The organism is Nonomuraea antimicrobica (genome assembly GCF_039536965.1).
GTDB lineage: Bacteria > Actinomycetota > Actinomycetes > Streptosporangiales > Streptosporangiaceae > Nonomuraea > Nonomuraea antimicrobica.
Genome location: NZ_BAAAZP010000102.1, coordinates 50,572 through 65,927, shown reverse-complemented (window position 1 = coordinate 65,927; position 15,356 = coordinate 50,572). Strand labels below are relative to the sequence as shown.

General features: G+C 70.0%; 11 protein-coding genes. 4 read left to right on the top strand and 7 right to left on the bottom strand.

What is annotated here, in order from left to right; translation table 11 throughout:
* Positions 1-14 precede the first annotated feature (14 nt).
* From murA to ABD844_RS29005, 3 genes are all read left to right on the top strand, one after another.
* Complete coding sequence (murA, locus tag ABD844_RS29015; protein ID WP_344884908.1) at positions 15-1,280, top strand: UDP-N-acetylglucosamine 1-carboxyvinyltransferase; 1,266 nt, start codon at positions 15-17, stop codon at positions 1,278-1,280.
* A gap of 201 nt (positions 1,281-1,481) precedes the next feature.
* The gene (locus ABD844_RS29010) at positions 1,482-2,771 is read left to right on the top strand and encodes a GTP cyclohydrolase IIa (protein ID WP_344884905.1); all 1,290 of its coding nucleotides are present in this window, start codon (positions 1,482-1,484) and stop codon (positions 2,769-2,771) included.
* A 647-nt stretch (positions 2,772-3,418) separates the two neighbouring features.
* Positions 3,419-4,360 carry an EamA family transporter gene (locus tag ABD844_RS29005; protein WP_344884902.1) on the top strand — a complete coding sequence of 314 codons (942 nt, stop codon included), beginning with the start codon at positions 3,419-3,421 and terminating at the stop codon, positions 4,358-4,360.
* A 100-nt stretch (positions 4,361-4,460) separates the two neighbouring features.
* On the opposite strand, the gene hisC is transcribed toward ABD844_RS29005, so the two are convergent.
* From hisC to ABD844_RS28970, 7 genes are all read right to left on the bottom strand, one after another.
* Positions 4,461-5,519: a histidinol-phosphate transaminase gene (hisC, locus tag ABD844_RS29000; protein ID WP_344884899.1), complete on the bottom strand. Its 1,059-nt coding sequence runs from the start codon at positions 5,517-5,519 to the stop codon at positions 4,461-4,463.
* Between the two features lie 59 nt (positions 5,520-5,578).
* Positions 5,579-7,228, bottom strand: a complete 1,650-nt coding sequence (locus ABD844_RS28995) for a serine/threonine-protein kinase (protein ID WP_344884896.1) — start codon at positions 7,226-7,228, stop codon at positions 5,579-5,581.
* Positions 7,229-7,437: 209 nt separating this feature from the next.
* Complete coding sequence (locus tag ABD844_RS28990; RefSeq protein WP_344884893.1) at positions 7,438-8,103, bottom strand: NUDIX hydrolase; 666 nt, start codon at positions 8,101-8,103, stop codon at positions 7,438-7,440.
* An 83-nt stretch (positions 8,104-8,186) separates the two neighbouring features.
* Positions 8,187-9,977 carry a DUF4434 domain-containing protein gene (locus ABD844_RS28985; RefSeq protein ID WP_344884889.1) on the bottom strand — a complete coding sequence of 597 codons (1,791 nt, stop codon included), beginning with the start codon at positions 9,975-9,977 and terminating at the stop codon, positions 8,187-8,189.
* Between the two features lie 28 nt (positions 9,978-10,005).
* Complete coding sequence (locus tag ABD844_RS28980; protein ID WP_344884886.1) at positions 10,006-11,094, bottom strand: glycosyltransferase; 1,089 nt, start codon at positions 11,092-11,094, stop codon at positions 10,006-10,008.
* 19 nt (positions 11,095-11,113) lie between these two features.
* The gene (locus ABD844_RS28975) at positions 11,114-12,376 is read right to left on the bottom strand and encodes a nucleotide sugar dehydrogenase (RefSeq protein WP_344884883.1); all 1,263 of its coding nucleotides are present in this window, start codon (positions 12,374-12,376) and stop codon (positions 11,114-11,116) included.
* 118 nt (positions 12,377-12,494) lie between these two features.
* Positions 12,495-14,165 (bottom strand): glycosyltransferase family 4 protein, encoded by a 1,671-nt coding sequence (locus ABD844_RS28970; protein WP_344884881.1) that lies wholly within the window; start codon positions 14,163-14,165, stop codon positions 12,495-12,497.
* A 55-nt stretch (positions 14,166-14,220) separates the two neighbouring features.
* Between ABD844_RS28970 and wecB the strand changes: the two genes are divergently transcribed.
* Entirely contained in the window at positions 14,221-15,351 is a 1,131-nt protein-coding gene (wecB, locus tag ABD844_RS28965; RefSeq protein ID WP_344884878.1) for a non-hydrolyzing UDP-N-acetylglucosamine 2-epimerase, read from the top strand.
* The last annotated feature ends 5 nt before the right edge of the window (positions 15,352-15,356 follow it).

The window sequence follows — 15,356 nt, the reverse complement described above, 5'->3', positions numbered from 1 at the left end:
AAGGAGCCGCACGAATGGTCCGTTACCGCGTACGCGGTGGCAACGCACTGCGTGGAACCGCGTTCATCCAGGGCGCGAAGAACGCCGTGCTTCCCATGATCGGTGCGGCTCTGCTCGCCGCGAAGGGCCGCACCGTCCTGCGCAACGTGCCGATCATCGAAGACGTCCGCCGCGCGGTCGAGCTGGCCGAGGCGATCGGCGCGTACGTCGAGCTGCACGAGTCCGAGCGCACGCTGGTCATCGACGCCTCCAGGGTGAACAGCCCCGTCCTGCCCGCCGAGATCGCCCGGCGCTTCCGCGGATCGGTGCTGTTCACCCCCGCACTCCTGCACCGCCTCGGCGAGGCGATCGTGGAGGGTGTCGGGGGCTGCAACCTCGGCAGCCGCAACCTCGACTTCCACTACCTGGGCTACAAGCGCCTGGGCGCGATCGTGGACGAGGGCGAGACCGTCATCCACGTCAAGGCGTCCGGGCTGACCGGCGCCACCCTCTACCTCGACACCCCCTCCCACACCGGCACCGAGAACCTCATCATGGCCGCCGCACTGGCCAAGGGCACCACCGTGATCGAGAACGCGGCCCTGGAGCCCGAGGTGCTCGACGTCATCGACATGCTCACCAAGATGGGCGCGCGCATCAGCGGCGGCGGCACCGGGTTCATCACCGTGGAGGGCGTCGACGAGCTGCACGCGGTCGAGCACACCGTGATGCCCGACCGGCTCGACGCGGGCGTCTTCGCGATGGCCGCGGCGCTCACCGGAGGCGAGCTGAGCCTCGTCGGCACCGGCCTCGACCTGGGCGTGGTGCGCTACAAGCTGGAGCAGATGGGCGTAGAGTTCCACCGGCAGGGCGCCGTGCTCCACGTACGCCGTGAGGGCCCGCTGCGGCCGATCAACATCATCACCGACACCTACCCGGGCTTCGCCACCGACCTGCAGTCGCCGATGATGACCGTCGCGGCCCTGGCCGAGGGCACCAGCTACATCCACGAGCGCATCTTCGACGGCCGGTTCGCCCTGGCCGGAGAGCTGAACAAGATGGGCGCGAACGTGGAGGTCGACGGCAGCCGGGCGATCGTACGCGGCCGCACCCCGCTGACGGGCACTCAGGTGACGGCCCACGATCTGCGCTCCGGGATCGCGCTCGTCCTCGCCGGCCTGGCCGCCGAGGGCGAGACCGTGATCGACTCGGGATACCTCATCGACCGCGGCCACGCGCATCTCGCGGCGCGAATGCGTGCGCTCGGCGCGGACATTACACGAGAGATTTCTGACCACTAAAAGACCCGAGAAATACCTCGTTGAGCTGCTAAGACATCTTGTCGGACGGTCAACCAGAACGGCTTTCCGGAAAAGTCGGGCGTGACATTACGGCCCCCGCGAGCGATCGTTCCAAAAGAGAACACTGCAACGGACGGCAGGATGGGACGAACATTGGTCGAGAGGGCCGAAGAAACTCCCCGAGTGTCACGCCCGGGCGCTATGACACCGGACCTCACCATCGGCGTGGTCGGACCCCACGACCTGGTCGAGCGAGTCATGCTGATGGGTCACGCAGCGGCACCGCTGCCGTGTCGCCTGGTCGCGGCCGCTTACCGCGATGAGCAGGAGGCGCCCGACAAGGTGACGCGGCTCGGTCCCGGTGTCGACGCATGTCTGTTCGCCAGCCCGGTCCCCTATGACCTGGCCAGGCGTTCCGGCGTGCTGACGATGCCCGCGACGTACGTGCAACTCGGCGGAGCAGCACTGGTGGCGGCGCTGGCGAAAGCGGCGCTCGACACCCGGTTGGATCCCCAGCGGGTCAGCATCGACGTGGTCAGCAGGGCGGATGTGGAGGAGGCGTACACGGATCTCGGCATCCCGGCCGCGGACGTGCACAACCGCGACGAGCCGGGTGCCACCGGCACGATCGCGGCCTTCCACGAACGCCTGGCCCGGCAGGGCACGACCACGGGAGCGCTGACCTGCCTGCCCGCGGTGGCCGAACGCCTGCACACCGCAGGCGTGCCGGTCATCAGGATCAGGCCGACGTCGGCGGCGGTCCGTACGGCGCTGCACACCGCGGCGCTGCTCGGAGCGCACCACCGGCTGGAGGAGTCGCAGCTCACCGTCGTACTGGTGGAGGTGCCGACGCTGCGCGAACCCGTGCGCCGCGCCGCGCCCCGCTACTGGCGCGACGAGTTGCGACTGTCGCTGCACCGGCTCCTGGTCCAGGAGGCGAACCGGATCAACGCCACCGTCTGGCCCATCGACGATCACAGCTACCTGGTGACCGCCACCAGGGGCTCGATCGCGGCGGCCACCGACGGGTTCAGGGTGTTGCCGTTCGCGGCCAGGATCAGGGACGAGTTGGGGCTGGCGGTCGAGGTCGGCGTGGGGATGGGACGAACAACGCACGACGCCGAGTCACACGCGAGAGCCGCGCTGGCCCGCACGCAGGCGGGCAAGCAGGCACAGGGCTTCGCGGTGGACCGCGAGGGGCGGGCACTCATCCCGGCCCCGCGGATGCCACCGACCGGGGCCAACTCACTGAAGCCGAAGGGGGTGGAGGTACTGGCCAGGCTGGCGGCCAAGCTCGAAGGCGGAGACACGGTGGTCGACGCCGAGGGCGCGGGCAAGATGCTCGGGGTCACGCCTCGTACGGCCCGGCGGTTGCTGCGCACGTTGGTTGACGAGGGACTCGCGTGGCCGCTTCCGCCTAACCGTACGCCGCAGCCCGGGCGGCCCCGGCAGCTCTACCGGTTGATCGTGGAGAAGCTGGGCCCCCGCTGACCTGGCGTTTTTCCGGGGAGGCCCGCCGCTGTCCACGCGGCGGGCCACCTCTGCGTGGCCTCGGCATTGACGGATGGTGTCAGGTTCGCGAACTTGCGCATTGACTCTTGTGAACTAATTGGTTGACCCGTGTAGATGGGGGTATGTTCACGGACGCCCCCGATCGATGGGATTCGGACGGGGGCACCAAATTCTTCCGGCGCCGGTTCTCCGCATGGGTGCGTTGAGGTGACGGCGTTCTTGATGAATGGTTCTGGTGGGTTCCACGCTGTTTCGAGCAACGCTGTGGGCTGGTGGTAGAGATCTGATGGGTTTCGGGCAGCTTGCCGGGGCGTTGGGGAAATGACTCATGTGTCCGAGGGCCAGCATGGGGCTGCGCGGGGCTGTGAGGGCGGTGGGAGCGCGTTCCACGGGTGAGCGGTCTCCCAGATCGGTGGGCGCGTGCGATGCCGGGCACCGACGCCGTCAGCGTGTCAGCCGAGCGGCGGGCACGGACGGCGAGCAGGGAGTGCGGGCGGGGAGTGCGGGCGGCGAGCGGGGACTGCGGCCAACGAGCGGTGGGCCCATCTGTCGCTGATATCCCGCCATAGTCCAACGTCTGATACTCGCGAGCCTTTTGTCGGGTCTCACCTGTACAGTCATGACCCATGAGTGCAAACGCTACTGACGGTCGTTCCCCCCTCCTGGTCTGGAGCGCCTTGGCGATCGTCTACGTGGTGTGGGGCTCGACCTACCTCGGCATCAAGATCACCATCGAGACCATGCCGCCGCTGCTCCACGGCGCGCTCCGGTTCGTGACGGCCGCCTTGCTGCTCGCCGGGTTCCTGCTGATCAGGAAGGGCCTGGCGCCGTTCCGGATGTCGCTGCGCCAGTTCGGCGGCGCGGCGCTGGTCGGGCTCCTGCTGCTGACCGGCGGAAACGGCATGGTCGCGGTGGCCGAGCAGCACATCTCCAGCGGCCTGGCCGCGCTGCTCGTGGCGTCCGTGCCGCTGTGGCTGGTGGTGCTCAGGATCGTGGCCAGAGACCGGCCGGCGGTGCTGACGGTGACCGGGGTGCTGGTCGGGTTCGGCGGGGTGGCGGCGTTGTCGCTGAACGGCGGCGGCGAGGCGGCCGGCACGACGGGCATCGTGGTGATCCTGCTCGCGTCGCTGTCGTGGTCGGTCGGCTCGTTCCTGTCGGGGCGCATCCCCATGCCCGCCAACGTGTGGACGGCCAGCGCGGTCGAGATGCTGGTCGGCGGCGCGGGGCTGGCCGTGGTCGGCGCGTCCGTCGGGGAGCGGCTCGACTTCGCCGCCGTCTCGGGGCGCTCGTGGGCGGCGATCGCCTACCTGGTGCTGGTGGGGTCGCTGGTCGGGTTCACCGCGTACACGTGGCTGCTCGGCAACGCGCCGATCTCGCTGGTCTCGACGTACGCGTACGTCAACCCCGTCGTCGCCGTGATCCTGGGTGTGCTCGTGGTGAACGAGCACGTGACGGTGCAGATCATGCTCGGCGGCCTGGTGATCCTGGTGGGCGTCGCCCTGGTGGTGTCGACCGAACGGCGCGCGAAGTCCCGGGTGCCCGTCCCCGAGGAGGTCGGGGCCACCTGACGCGCCTGGCCCATCGCCCACGTGACGTGTCGCCCGCGAGTCCCGTCGTCCGCGCGTCCCTCCGGCGCGCGGGCCGGAGGGATGCGTGTGCCCCGCTCGCTCAGTGGGGGAAGGCGGCGGCGCAGGCGAGGAAGGCGTCGTTGGCCTCGGGCGAGCCGATCGACACACGTACGCCCTCCGGCGCGAACGGCCGCACGGCCACGCCCTCCGTGGCGCAGGCGGCGGCGAAGTCGAGGGTGCGCTCGCCGATCCGGAGCCACACGAAGTTCGCCTCGGTGGGCGGCACCGTCCAGCCCTGCGCGATCAGCGCCTCGCGCACCCGGGTGCGCTCCTTGACCACCCGCTCGACCCGCTCCAGCAACTCGTCCTCGGCCCGCAGCGAGGCGATGGCGGCGACCTGGGCGAGGTGGTTGACGGCGAACGGGACGATCGTCTTGCGCACGGTCGTGGCCACCGGCTCCTGCGCGATCAGGTAGCCGACGCGCAGGCCCGCCAGCCCGTACGCCTTGGAGAAGGTCCGCAGGACGGCGACGTTCGTGCGGTCGCGGTAGAGGGTGAGGCCGTCGGGGACGTCCTCGTCGCGTACGTATTCGTGGTACGCCTCGTCCAGCACCACCAGCACGTGCTCCGGCACCCGGTCGAGGAACGCCTCCAGCGCGCCCCGGTGGATGGCGGTGCCCGTGGGGTTGTTGGGGGTGCACACGAACACCAGGCGGGTCCGGTCGTTGATCGCCTCGGCCATGCCGTCCAGGTCGTGGTCCTCGCCCGCCAGCGGCACCGTGACCGACTTCACCCCGGCCAGGTCGGCCAGCAGCGGATACGCCTCGAACGACCGCCACGCGTACACGACCTCGGCGCCCGGCTCGCCCACCGACTCGAAGAGCTGCTGTGCCACGGTGACCGACCCGGCGCCGAGCGCGATGTGCCCGACGGGCACGCCGAAGCGCTCGGCGATGGCCTCGGTCAGCCTCACGGAGCCGGGGTCGGGGTAGCGGTTGATCTGCCGCGCGCCCTCGGCGATGGCCTCGACCACGGAGGGGAGCGGGTCGTAGGGGGACTCGTTGGAGGACAGCTTGTACGACCGCCCGTCGGGAGCGGCGACCGCCTTGCCCGGCGAGTAGGCGGTCATGGTGTCGAGAATCTGGCGGAAACGAGGCATGCCATCACCATAAGAGGCGTCGCGCGGCGAAGCATCACCCGGTCCCCGCCGCGCGCCGGTCACCCGGTCCCGGTGGTCCCGGCCGGCTGGCGGCGCTTGTCGAGTGCCGCCTCGACGAGCTGGGCGATCTTGTCGGCGGTGCCGTACCCGGACCGCCGCGCGCGGACGTCGATCGACACGGAGACGTTCGACATCGGGAAGGCGACCTTCGTCTCGTACAGCGCGAAACCGTAGAGCGCCTTGCCCATCTCACGGGTGTGACTGTAGGCGCCGTCGTCGCCCACGTCGGGACCCTCGCGCACCTTGGTCCCGGGATTGCGCTTGGGCTCGTCCTTCATGTAGTCGACGGTGAACTTGTGCGACATGGTGGTGATCGACGCGCTCGGCGACCGGAACGTCGTCAGGGTCACCATCACGTAGTCCGTGCCGCTCCAGGTGCAGCTCCCTTCCAACAGCCACCGGCGTTTCAGCGAGTGGCCGAACAGCGAGCGTATCTGTGTGTTGGTCAGCAGGTCGCACGCCTCGAACTCGCCGATGAGCGGCTGTTTGGGCGACGGCTGGACCGGCAGTCCGGTGAACACCGGCGACGGGGTGTAGACGCTGGGCGGGGCGATCGCGTAGCCGATCAGGCGGACGACGTTCGGGAACAGGCGGGGGACGACCACGACCCCGGCCGCCACGACCAGCACGAGCGCGAGGGCGGATCCCGCGATGACCTTGGTGCGGCGGCGTCCTTTCCGCCCCGGTACGGTGTGCGCCGGTCCGAGCGGCGCGCCGGTCACGGGCCCGGGCCGCCGGAGCGCCGCACCGCTCGCCGCTTGCTGGAGCGCCGCACCGCTCGCGGGCTGCTGGAGCGCGGCGCCGCTCACGAACGGTCCGAGGGGCGCGCCGGTCGCGTAACCGCCCTGCGCGACCGCCGCCAGCCGCTCGACCGCCTCCGCGGGCGGGCAGCGGGTGGCCGGATCCTTGTCCAGGATCGCGGCCAGCACGGGCGCGAGCGGCCCGGCCAGCCGGTACGGTGCGGGCTCCTGCATGAGAACGGCCGCCAGCACGGCGGCCTCGTTCGGGCGGGCGAACGGCGGGCTGCCCTCCACCGCCGCGTACAGCGTGGCGCCGAGCGCCCACAGGTCCGCGAGCGGGCCGTCGTCCTCGCCGCGCAGCCGCTCAGGGGCGATGTAGCCGGGGGAACCGGTCAGCAGCCCTGTCTGGGTGATCGCGGCGTCGCCCGCGATGGTCGCGATGCCGAAGTCGGTCAGCAGCACCCGCCCGTCGTCGGTGAGCATGACGTTGGCGGGCTTGACGTCGCGGTGCAGGATGCCCGACGCGTGCGCCGCGGCGAGGGCGTCGATCATGCGCAGCCCGATCTCGGCGACCCTGGGCGGCGGCAGCGGCCCGTCGTCGCGGATGACCCTGTCGAGCGAACGGCCGCGGACCAGCTCCATGACGATCCATGGGCGGCCGTCGTCGAGGACCACGTCGTGCACGGTCACGATGGACGGGTGCGCGCGTAAGGCCGCCGCCGCCCGCGCCTCGCGCATCGTACGGCCGGCCAGCTCGGCGCGCTCGGCCTCGTCGAGGTCGGGCGGGAGCCGTACTTCCTTGACGGCCACCTCCTGCTGGAGCAGCTCGTCCATCGCCCGCCAGACCGTGCCCATGCCGCCCCGGCCGAGCTGGGTCAGCAGGTGGTAGCGGCCTGCGAGCAACGTCACTGTGCCGACAACTGTGCCGACAACTGTGCCGACAGACGCGTCTGCTGGTCTCCTGGCATCCGTCGTCTCCTGTCCTCGGCTCCGGCGGGGCGCGGGCATTTCAGATAGATCAGATAGTAGGGGCGAACCGGACGAGAGTCACGGATTCATGAAACGGAGTCACTCTTCGAGACCGCTGATCCCGGCCCGCCGGTGTGCCAGGGCCGGGGTCACTCCTTGAGGCTGCGGAGCATCGGGGGGTGGAGCAACTCGGCGGGGCCCCTGCGGTAGAGCTTGGCGGGACGGCCCCCGTCTCGCGTCGTCGTGCCGCCCGTCTCCAGCAGGAAGCCCTCGGCCTTGGTGACCTTGCGGTGGAAGTTTCGCGGATCGAGGGAACGGCCCCAGACGATCTCGTAGACGCGGCGCAGGTCGGCCACCGTGAACTCCGGCGGACAGAAGGCCGCCCCGAGCGGGGTGTACTCCAGCTTGCCGCGCGCCCGCTCGATGCCGTCGAGCATGATACGCCGGTGGTCGAAGGCCATGACGGTGAGCGAGCCGATCGACTGCCAGCTCATGTGGGCCTTCTCCGAGGCCGGCAGGTCGGGGGCGAGCCCGAGGTAGGCGACGCTCAGCACGCGCTGGCGGGGGTCGCGGTCGGGATAGCCGTACGTCTGGAGCTGCTCCAGGTGCACCGGAGCGCCGGGCAGGCCGGCCCGTTCGGCGAGGATGCGGTGGGCGGCGGCCGGCAGGTCTTCGTCGAGGTGGATGAAACCGCCGGGAAGCGACCAGCGGCGCAGGAACGGCGGATTGTCGCGACGCCATACAAGAGCGCTCAACGCCTGGTTACGCACAGTGAGCACGACCAGGTCGACACTGACCGGGATGCTCGGGACCATGGCAGGCACGTTACACGCAGTCGTACGTCAGCAGCGAACCGTACGTCAACGCCGGTATACGCCCATGTACACGTATGCCGCGGCTACGTGAGGATGCGTACGTGCAAGGGCTCCGTCGCCGTCTGCCCCGAGGGCACCTTGACGCCGATCTTCACCCACTCCCCCGCCGGCACCTGCGACCAGTCGAACGGCACCCACGCCGTGGCCATCCCGTCCGGCAACTCCTCGTCGATCGGGTCCTCGTCCAGCCAGCCCACGGCTGCAACCGCCATCTCCTTGGCGCCTCCCGACCATTCGACGGCGATGGTGGCGCCCTTGAGGTTGTAGCCGCGTACTTCCAGGCCGTCCTGGATGTCGCGCGGGCGCCGGATCGCGTCCACCGCGATCGGACGCCGCCAGTCCGCGAGAATCTCCTTCTCCAGCGACGGATCGCCACAGGTCATGAAGTCGCTCCACATGTAGGAGACGATCTTCTGGACGTACCGGCCGGCCATCGTGATCGCCTGGTCCAACCGTTCCTTGTCCGTCTTGCCGCGCGTCCCCTGCGGCGCGCACGGCCGTTCGCCCGACGGCTCGAACGCCTCCACGTTCGCCCAGAGCTCCACGCGGTAACCGGAGTCGATCATCTCCTGCCGGGCCGCGGCCATCTCGCGGTAGTAGTCGCGCGTCGACCCGTGGTACGCCGTGTCGTACGTCGACTCGCCCACCACCGGCCGCAGCCGCTCGTCCACCTCGCTGTCACGCTCGTCGGGCCAGAACAGCCCGACCTTGCCCGTCCCCCGGCTGTCCTGCGGCGCGATGATGCCCACCCCGGTCTTCACCAGCGCCTTGAAGCCTTCGGCCACCTGCGCGGGCGTCTGCCCGAAGGCCACTCTCTTGCGCGCGTCCAGGTAGGGGCTGATCAGGATCGGCTTGCCCAGCTCCTGCTCGACGATCGTGTGCTGGTCGGCGTAGACCGCCAGGGTCGGGTTCGTGGCCAGGGTGTCCGACATCTGGACCTCGAACGGCTGGTACACGCCGCCGAGCGAGTCACGCCCGGCGAACCGCACACCGTAGTCCTGAAGGATGCGCCGGGTCAGGGTGGTGAGCGTGCCGAGGTGGCGCGTCTCGGCCCTGATCGGCGTCTTCGAGTCGCGCGGGGCGAGCGGCAGCGCCGGGAAGACGCGCATGCCGAACTGGTCGGCAAGGCCGAGCAACTCTCGCAGGCTGTCGTTGCTCGAACCGGCCACCAGGATCATGTCGTACGACGCGGCCTTGCCGCTGAAGTCACAGGTGGCGTCGTCGGAGCCGTCGGCCTGGGTGATGAGCCGGAAGTAGATCCGCTCGCCGACCTCGATCGGGTGCTCCATCTGCGGGCACCGGAGCAGGTCGGGCCCGAACGACTCGTCGGTCCGGTAGACGTACGTGCGGCCGATCCGGTTGCCCGGGTTGGCCGCCTGTAAGTCCCGCTCAGCGGCCTCGTAGCAGGTCAGGCCGTCTTCCTCGCACGCCTTGTAGAGCGAGTCGACCGTGCCGTCCTTGGCCAGCACCTCGCCGGAGTCGGAGACGGTGCGAAACTGCAGGCCGTAGCCGATCCTGATGATCGTGTCGCCGCCGACGCGGTGGATCTCCTGCAGTTGCTTGCGCCAGGTGCAGGGGTTCGACTTGGGAGTGATCCAGTAGCCGGAGACGGCGTACGGGGCGATCTCCCCGGTGTCGAACGTTCCACAAGGGTCGGAGAACTCGCTCACCTTCGGCGTCGGCTCGGTGCTCGACGGCTTGGGCGTCGCCGACTTGGCCGCCGTGGGATCGGGCTCGCCGGAGGGCAGCACGATGATCACGGCCGCGACGGCGGCCAGGATGGCAGCGCCCACGACCACGAAGAGCCAGCGCACGTTCAGGAAACCTTTCCCGCCCTCGTGGTTACGGCTTGACCCCGGCCCAAGACTCCAGTTGTGTGACGAACCTCCTGGCGGAGTTCGGCCAGTGGTGGTTCGCGCGGGCCGCCGCGTACCCACGTGCGCCCTGCGCCCGCCGCTCGCGTATGTCGTCCCGCAGGGTCAGCACGGCCTGCGCGACCGCCTTGGGATCCTCCCAGGGCACCACCACGCCGCTGTCGTAGCGCTCGACCAACTCGACCGCGCGCGGCGACGGCGTCGTGATGACGGGGATGCCGTGCGCCATGTACTCCACGATCTTCGTCGGCATCGAGTGCCGGTAGTTCGGCTCGTCGTGCAGCAGTGACAGGCCCGCCAGCGCCCCGTCGAGCCGCTTGAGCGCCTCGTCGTTGGGCATGAAGTCGCGCCACTCCAGCAGACCCTCGGTGACGGCCTGGTTGAGCATCGGACGGCTCTGCGGGTCGGCGTACCCGATCAGCTCCACCGCCACCCGGTACGGCTGCAGCAGCTTGGCCACCTCGACCGCCTCGAACACGCCCCGCGCCCTGGACAGCCACCCGAGGTAGACCACCCGGTCGTCGCCCGGCGGCGTCACGGAGTCGGGCACCCAGGTCTCGTTCGGCACGATCAGGTGGGCGTGCTTGAACCGTCCCGCGTACGCCGTCTCGGCCAGCAGCAGGTGCAGGTGCCGCTCGGCGGTGCCCTCCAGCATCCGGGCCAGGAACCGCACGGGCGGTCGCAGCAGCGACGGCAGCCAGGGCTTGAGCGAGAGCGTGGCGGGGGTGTCCTCGTGCACGTCCCACACGACCGGCGGCCGGTTGCGGACGCCCCACACGGCGAACAGCAACTCGGGGTCGTGGATGAGGACGAGGTCGACCTTGTCGCGCATGCGCCTGAACAACCGGCGGGCGGCCAGCACGGCCGCCACCCGCTTGCGCTGCGCGGCGCGCGGCAGATCCACCCCGGTGACCCACGGTCTGGGGACGACGCCGTGCGCGCTGAACGACGCGGCATACGTGACCTCATGACCAGCGTCCACAAGGGCCCGGATCTGCCTATGCAGAATCCTCGCGTCCTCGGGGTTATGCACCACCGTCATGACGAGCACGTGCACTGCGCGCAGCCCTCCGTCGCTACAGCCGCTTGACGCGTTCACCCTCGGCGAGGACGCCGCGGGTGTCCAGCACGAGCCTGGCCTTCGACTCGATCATCCCGAGGTCGAACGCGGAGTGCTGCTGCAGCAGCAACGTCACGTCCGCGTTGATCACGGCCTCGGCAAGATCCTCCTCACGCGGCACCGGGGTGCCGTCGACCGACCACTCCTTGACGTACGGGTCCGCGAAGGACAGCTCGGCCCCCAGCTCCAGCAGCGCACGCGCCACCGGAAGGGCCGGAGTCTCCCGTTCGTCAGCGATGTCCGGCTTGTAGGTGACGCCGAGCAGAACCACCCTGGCGCCGTTCACAGCCTTCTTGTGCCTGTTGAGCAGGCGCTGCACGCGAGCCACCACGTACGACGGCATCCGCTCGTTGATCTCTTGGGCCAGCTCCACGAACCGGAACGGGTAACCCAGCTTGCGCACCGTGTACGACAGGTACGACGGGTCGACCGGGATGCAGTGCCCGCCCACCCCCGGCCCCGGCAGGAACTTCTGGAAGCCGAACGGCTTGGTGGCGGCCGCCTCGATCGACTCCCACAGGTCGATCCCCAGCTCGTCGCAGAAGATCGCCATCTCGTTGACGAGGGCGATGTTGACGTGCCGGTAGGTGTTCTCCAGCAGCTTGGCCATCTCGGCCTCGCGGGTGCCGCTGACCGGCACCACCTGCTCGATGAACTGGCCGTAGAACGCCGTCGCCCGGTCACGGCAGGTCGGCGTGTAGCCGCCCACGACCTTCGGGGTGTTGCGCATGCCGTACTTGGCGTTGCCCGGGTCGATGCGCTCGGGCGAGAAGGCCAGGTGGAATCCCTCACCCGCGACCAGCCCCGAGACCTCCAGGATCGGCCGGGCCACCTCGTCGGTGGTGCCGGGCCACGTGGTGGACTCGAGCACGACGAGCGTGCCCTCGGTGAGGTTGCGGGAGACGGCCTTGGTCGCGCCCTCGACGGCGGAGAGGTCGGGCCGGTGGTCCTCGTCCAGCGGCGTGGGCACGCAGATGACGATCGTGTTGCTCCTGGCCAGCACGGTCTCGTCGAGCGTGGCGCTGAACCCGTTGGCCAGCATGCTCTCGAGGTCGGCGTCGGTCAGGTCGTCGATGTAGGACTGCCCGGCGTTGAGCGCGGCCACCTTCTCGGGGTCGACGTCGAGGCCGACGACGCGCAGGCCGGCACCGACCGCCTCTTTGGCGAGCGGCATGCCGACGTAGCCCAGCCCGATGACAGCCAGGTCGATCTCTGTCACGGCCGTGCCTTTGAAAGCCGGAAACAACACTTCATGGTCGCAAAGGTTATCTCAAGTCCACCTGGCTCACGCCTAATGCGAGCGAACCCGTCACAAGAGACACCCTTCATCATGGTCATCATTTCCCGAGAGACCGGTATAGAGCCCGATAAGTCTCGGCAACGCGGCTCCACGTGCGCTTGGCGGACACTTCCGCCCGTCCCGCCTCGCCCATCACCGCACGCCTGGCCGGGTCTTCGCTGAGCCCGGCGATCGCCTTGGCCAGCGCCTCCGGATCGCCCGGCGGCACCAGCAGCCCGGCGCCGTCGGAGCCCACCAGCTCGGACAGCGCAGGTAGATCGCTCAGCACGACGGGCTTGCCGAGCGCCATCGCCTCGACGGGTTTCAATGGGGTAACAAGTCGGCATACCCGCAAGTCCTCGCGCGGGCAGGCGAAGATGTCGATGGCGTCCTGCGCCTGCAGCGCCTCGTCGGGGCCGACCCGGCCGGGCAGCACGGCGTCCTTCAGGCCCAGCTCCTCGACCAGCTCCAAGAGGTTGTCGCGCTCGGTGCCGTCGCCCACGATGAGCACGCGTACGGGGGTGCGGGCGTCACGCAGCAGCGCGGCGGCCCGCAGCAGGGTGGCGAAGCCCTCGTAGGCCACGATGCTCGACACCGAGCCGACCACGATCTCGCCGTCGGTGATGCCGTACTGGCGTCGGAACGAGGCGCCGTCGTACTGGACCGTCAGCAGCGAGTCGTCCACGGCGTTGGGGGCCAGGTGGATCTTCTCCCTGGGCACGCCGCGCTCGACGATCTCGGTGGCCATCGTCTCGGCCAGCGTGACGACCGCGTCGGCCTCGCGCATCAGAAACGCCTCGCGCTCGCGCTGGAGTACGTGCCGCTCGCTGCCGACCCGGACGGGGTCGCGCGAGGCCCAGGTCTCCTCCAGGAAGCCGCGCACCTCGTAGACGAACGGCGTGCCCGTCCTGTCGCGCACGGCGTGGGCGATCGAGCCGTTGCGGTGGTCGGTGGCGGCGTGCAGGAGCTGCGGGCACAGCTCGGTCACGAGCTTGGTGACCCGGTCGGCGGCCCTGGTGATGCGCCCCTGCGTCTCGAACGGCATCTCGCCGTGCCCGTCGGGCAGCAGCCGGTGGTAGGGGATGCCGTCGAGCTCCTCGTACGGCTCCGCGTCGGCGTGCCCCTGCAGCATCGGCCAGCCCCAGCTCGTGACCACGTGCGGGTCGATCCCGGCGACCTTCTGGGCGGTGACGATGCGGTGGGTGCGGACGGTGTAGCCGGCCTGCGTGTACGGCAGCGCGTTCGTGACCACGTGCAGCACCCGGTTGTCGACCCGGTCGAGGAGGGTCACCTTGGGCCCGGGCGGGATCGGGCCGGGGCTGATCGCGGCCAGCTCGCCCCGGTAGTAGGCGGCCCTGCGCTTGACGAACGGGTATTTGGTGTGGGCCTCGAGCAGTGCGGCGGCCTCGCTGATCCGGCCGGCGTTCCAGTGTTCCTTGGCCTCGTTCCACGGCCCCTTGACCACGCGCATGCCGAACTTGCGCACGATGCGCCGCGCCCTGCGGGCGGCCGGCCAGGCGACGCCGCCCACGATCGGACGGAGCCTGGGCGGCAGCGACTCGGCGGCGGCCTGGGCCACGCGGACCGGGTCGGACTTGACCTTCGTCATGACCACCCGGGAAACGATGATCGGATGCTGGACGAAGCCCTTGAGAAGTCCACCGACGCCGGCACGGGCGGACTTCGCGGAAACCTTGGGGGAGTCTTGACGACTGGCGTCGGATGCCACGGTGGGACCGTACCATAGGCAGCGTTTTTCCCTTCCGCTATGAAAGGCGAGGTCAATGAGGGAGAACCCCCTGGTCCTGCACGTATTGGGTGCTCGTCCCAATTTCGTGAAAGCGGCCCCGGTGGTGCGGGCACTCGGCGGGCTCGGCGTGCGGCAGGGCATCGTCCACACAGGTCAGCACTACGACGCGCTGATGTCGGACGTCTTCTTCGCCGACCTCGGCCTGCCCGAGCCGGTGGCGAACCTCGGTGTCGGCTCCGGCAGCCACGCCAAGCAGACGGCGGCGCTGCTGGTCGGCCTGGAGGAGGTCGTCCAGGAGCAGGACCCCGACCTGGTGGTGGTCTACGGCGACGTCAACTCCACGCTGGCCGCGATCCTGGTCTGCGCCAAGCTGGGCGTTCCGACGGCGCACGTGGAGGCCGGGCTGCGCTCGTTCGACCGGGGCATGCCGGAGGAGGTCAACCGGGTCGTCACCGACGCGCTCGCCGACCTGCTCTTCGCCACCTCTCCGGAGGCGCTGGCGTTCCTGGCGAGCGAGGGCGTGCACCCGTCCAAGGTGCACCTGGTGGGCAACCCCATGATCGACAGCCTGTTCTCCGCGCTGCCGAAGCTGGACCCGGCGCCGGTGGTGGCCCGGTTCGGCCTGCCCGAGCGTTACGCGGTGGGCACCCTGCACCGCCCGGCGAACGTGGACACCCCCGAGGCCGCGAAAGAGCTGGTGGACGCGGTGCTGGCGGTCTCCCGGCAGATCCCGCTCGTGGTGCCGGTCCACCCGCGCGGCAAGGCTCGCCTGGCCGAGGCCGGCCTGGTGGACGGCGACTCGGTCCGGGTGATCGACCCGCTGGGCTATGTGGACTTCCTCTCACTCGTACGCGGGGCCGCGCTGGTCGTCACCGACTCCGGCGGCGTCCAGGAGGAGACGACCATGCTGGAGGTCCCCTGCCTGACCGTCAGGCCCAACACCGAGCGGCCGATCACGATCACCCATGGCACGAACCGCCTGGTCACGCCCGCCCTGCTGCCGGCGGCGGCGGAGAAAGCGCTGGCCGACGGCGCCGCCACGCCGGCCGGCGAGCCGCCGGTGCTGTGGGACGGGAAGTCGGGGCCGCGCATCGCCACGGTGATCGCCGCCTGGCTCAAGGGGGACAACCTCGCTCCCGCCTCTCAGGGCAAACGCCAGGATTAGCGGCA

Coding starts and splice junctions, on each gene's coding strand:
- murA (WP_344884908.1), top strand. CDS start 15: ATGGTCCGTTACCGCGTACGCGGTGGCAACGCACTGCGTGGAACCGCG.
- ABD844_RS29010 (WP_344884905.1), top strand. CDS start 1,482: ATGACACCGGACCTCACCATCGGCGTGGTCGGACCCCACGACCTGGTC.
- ABD844_RS29005 (WP_344884902.1), top strand. CDS start 3,419: ATGAGTGCAAACGCTACTGACGGTCGTTCCCCCCTCCTGGTCTGGAGC.
- hisC (WP_344884899.1), bottom strand. CDS start 5,519: ATGCCTCGTTTCCGCCAGATTCTCGACACCATGACCGCCTACTCGCCG.
- ABD844_RS28990 (WP_344884893.1), bottom strand. CDS start 8,103: ATGGTCCCGAGCATCCCGGTCAGTGTCGACCTGGTCGTGCTCACTGTG.
- wecB (WP_344884878.1), top strand. CDS start 14,221: ATGAGGGAGAACCCCCTGGTCCTGCACGTATTGGGTGCTCGTCCCAAT.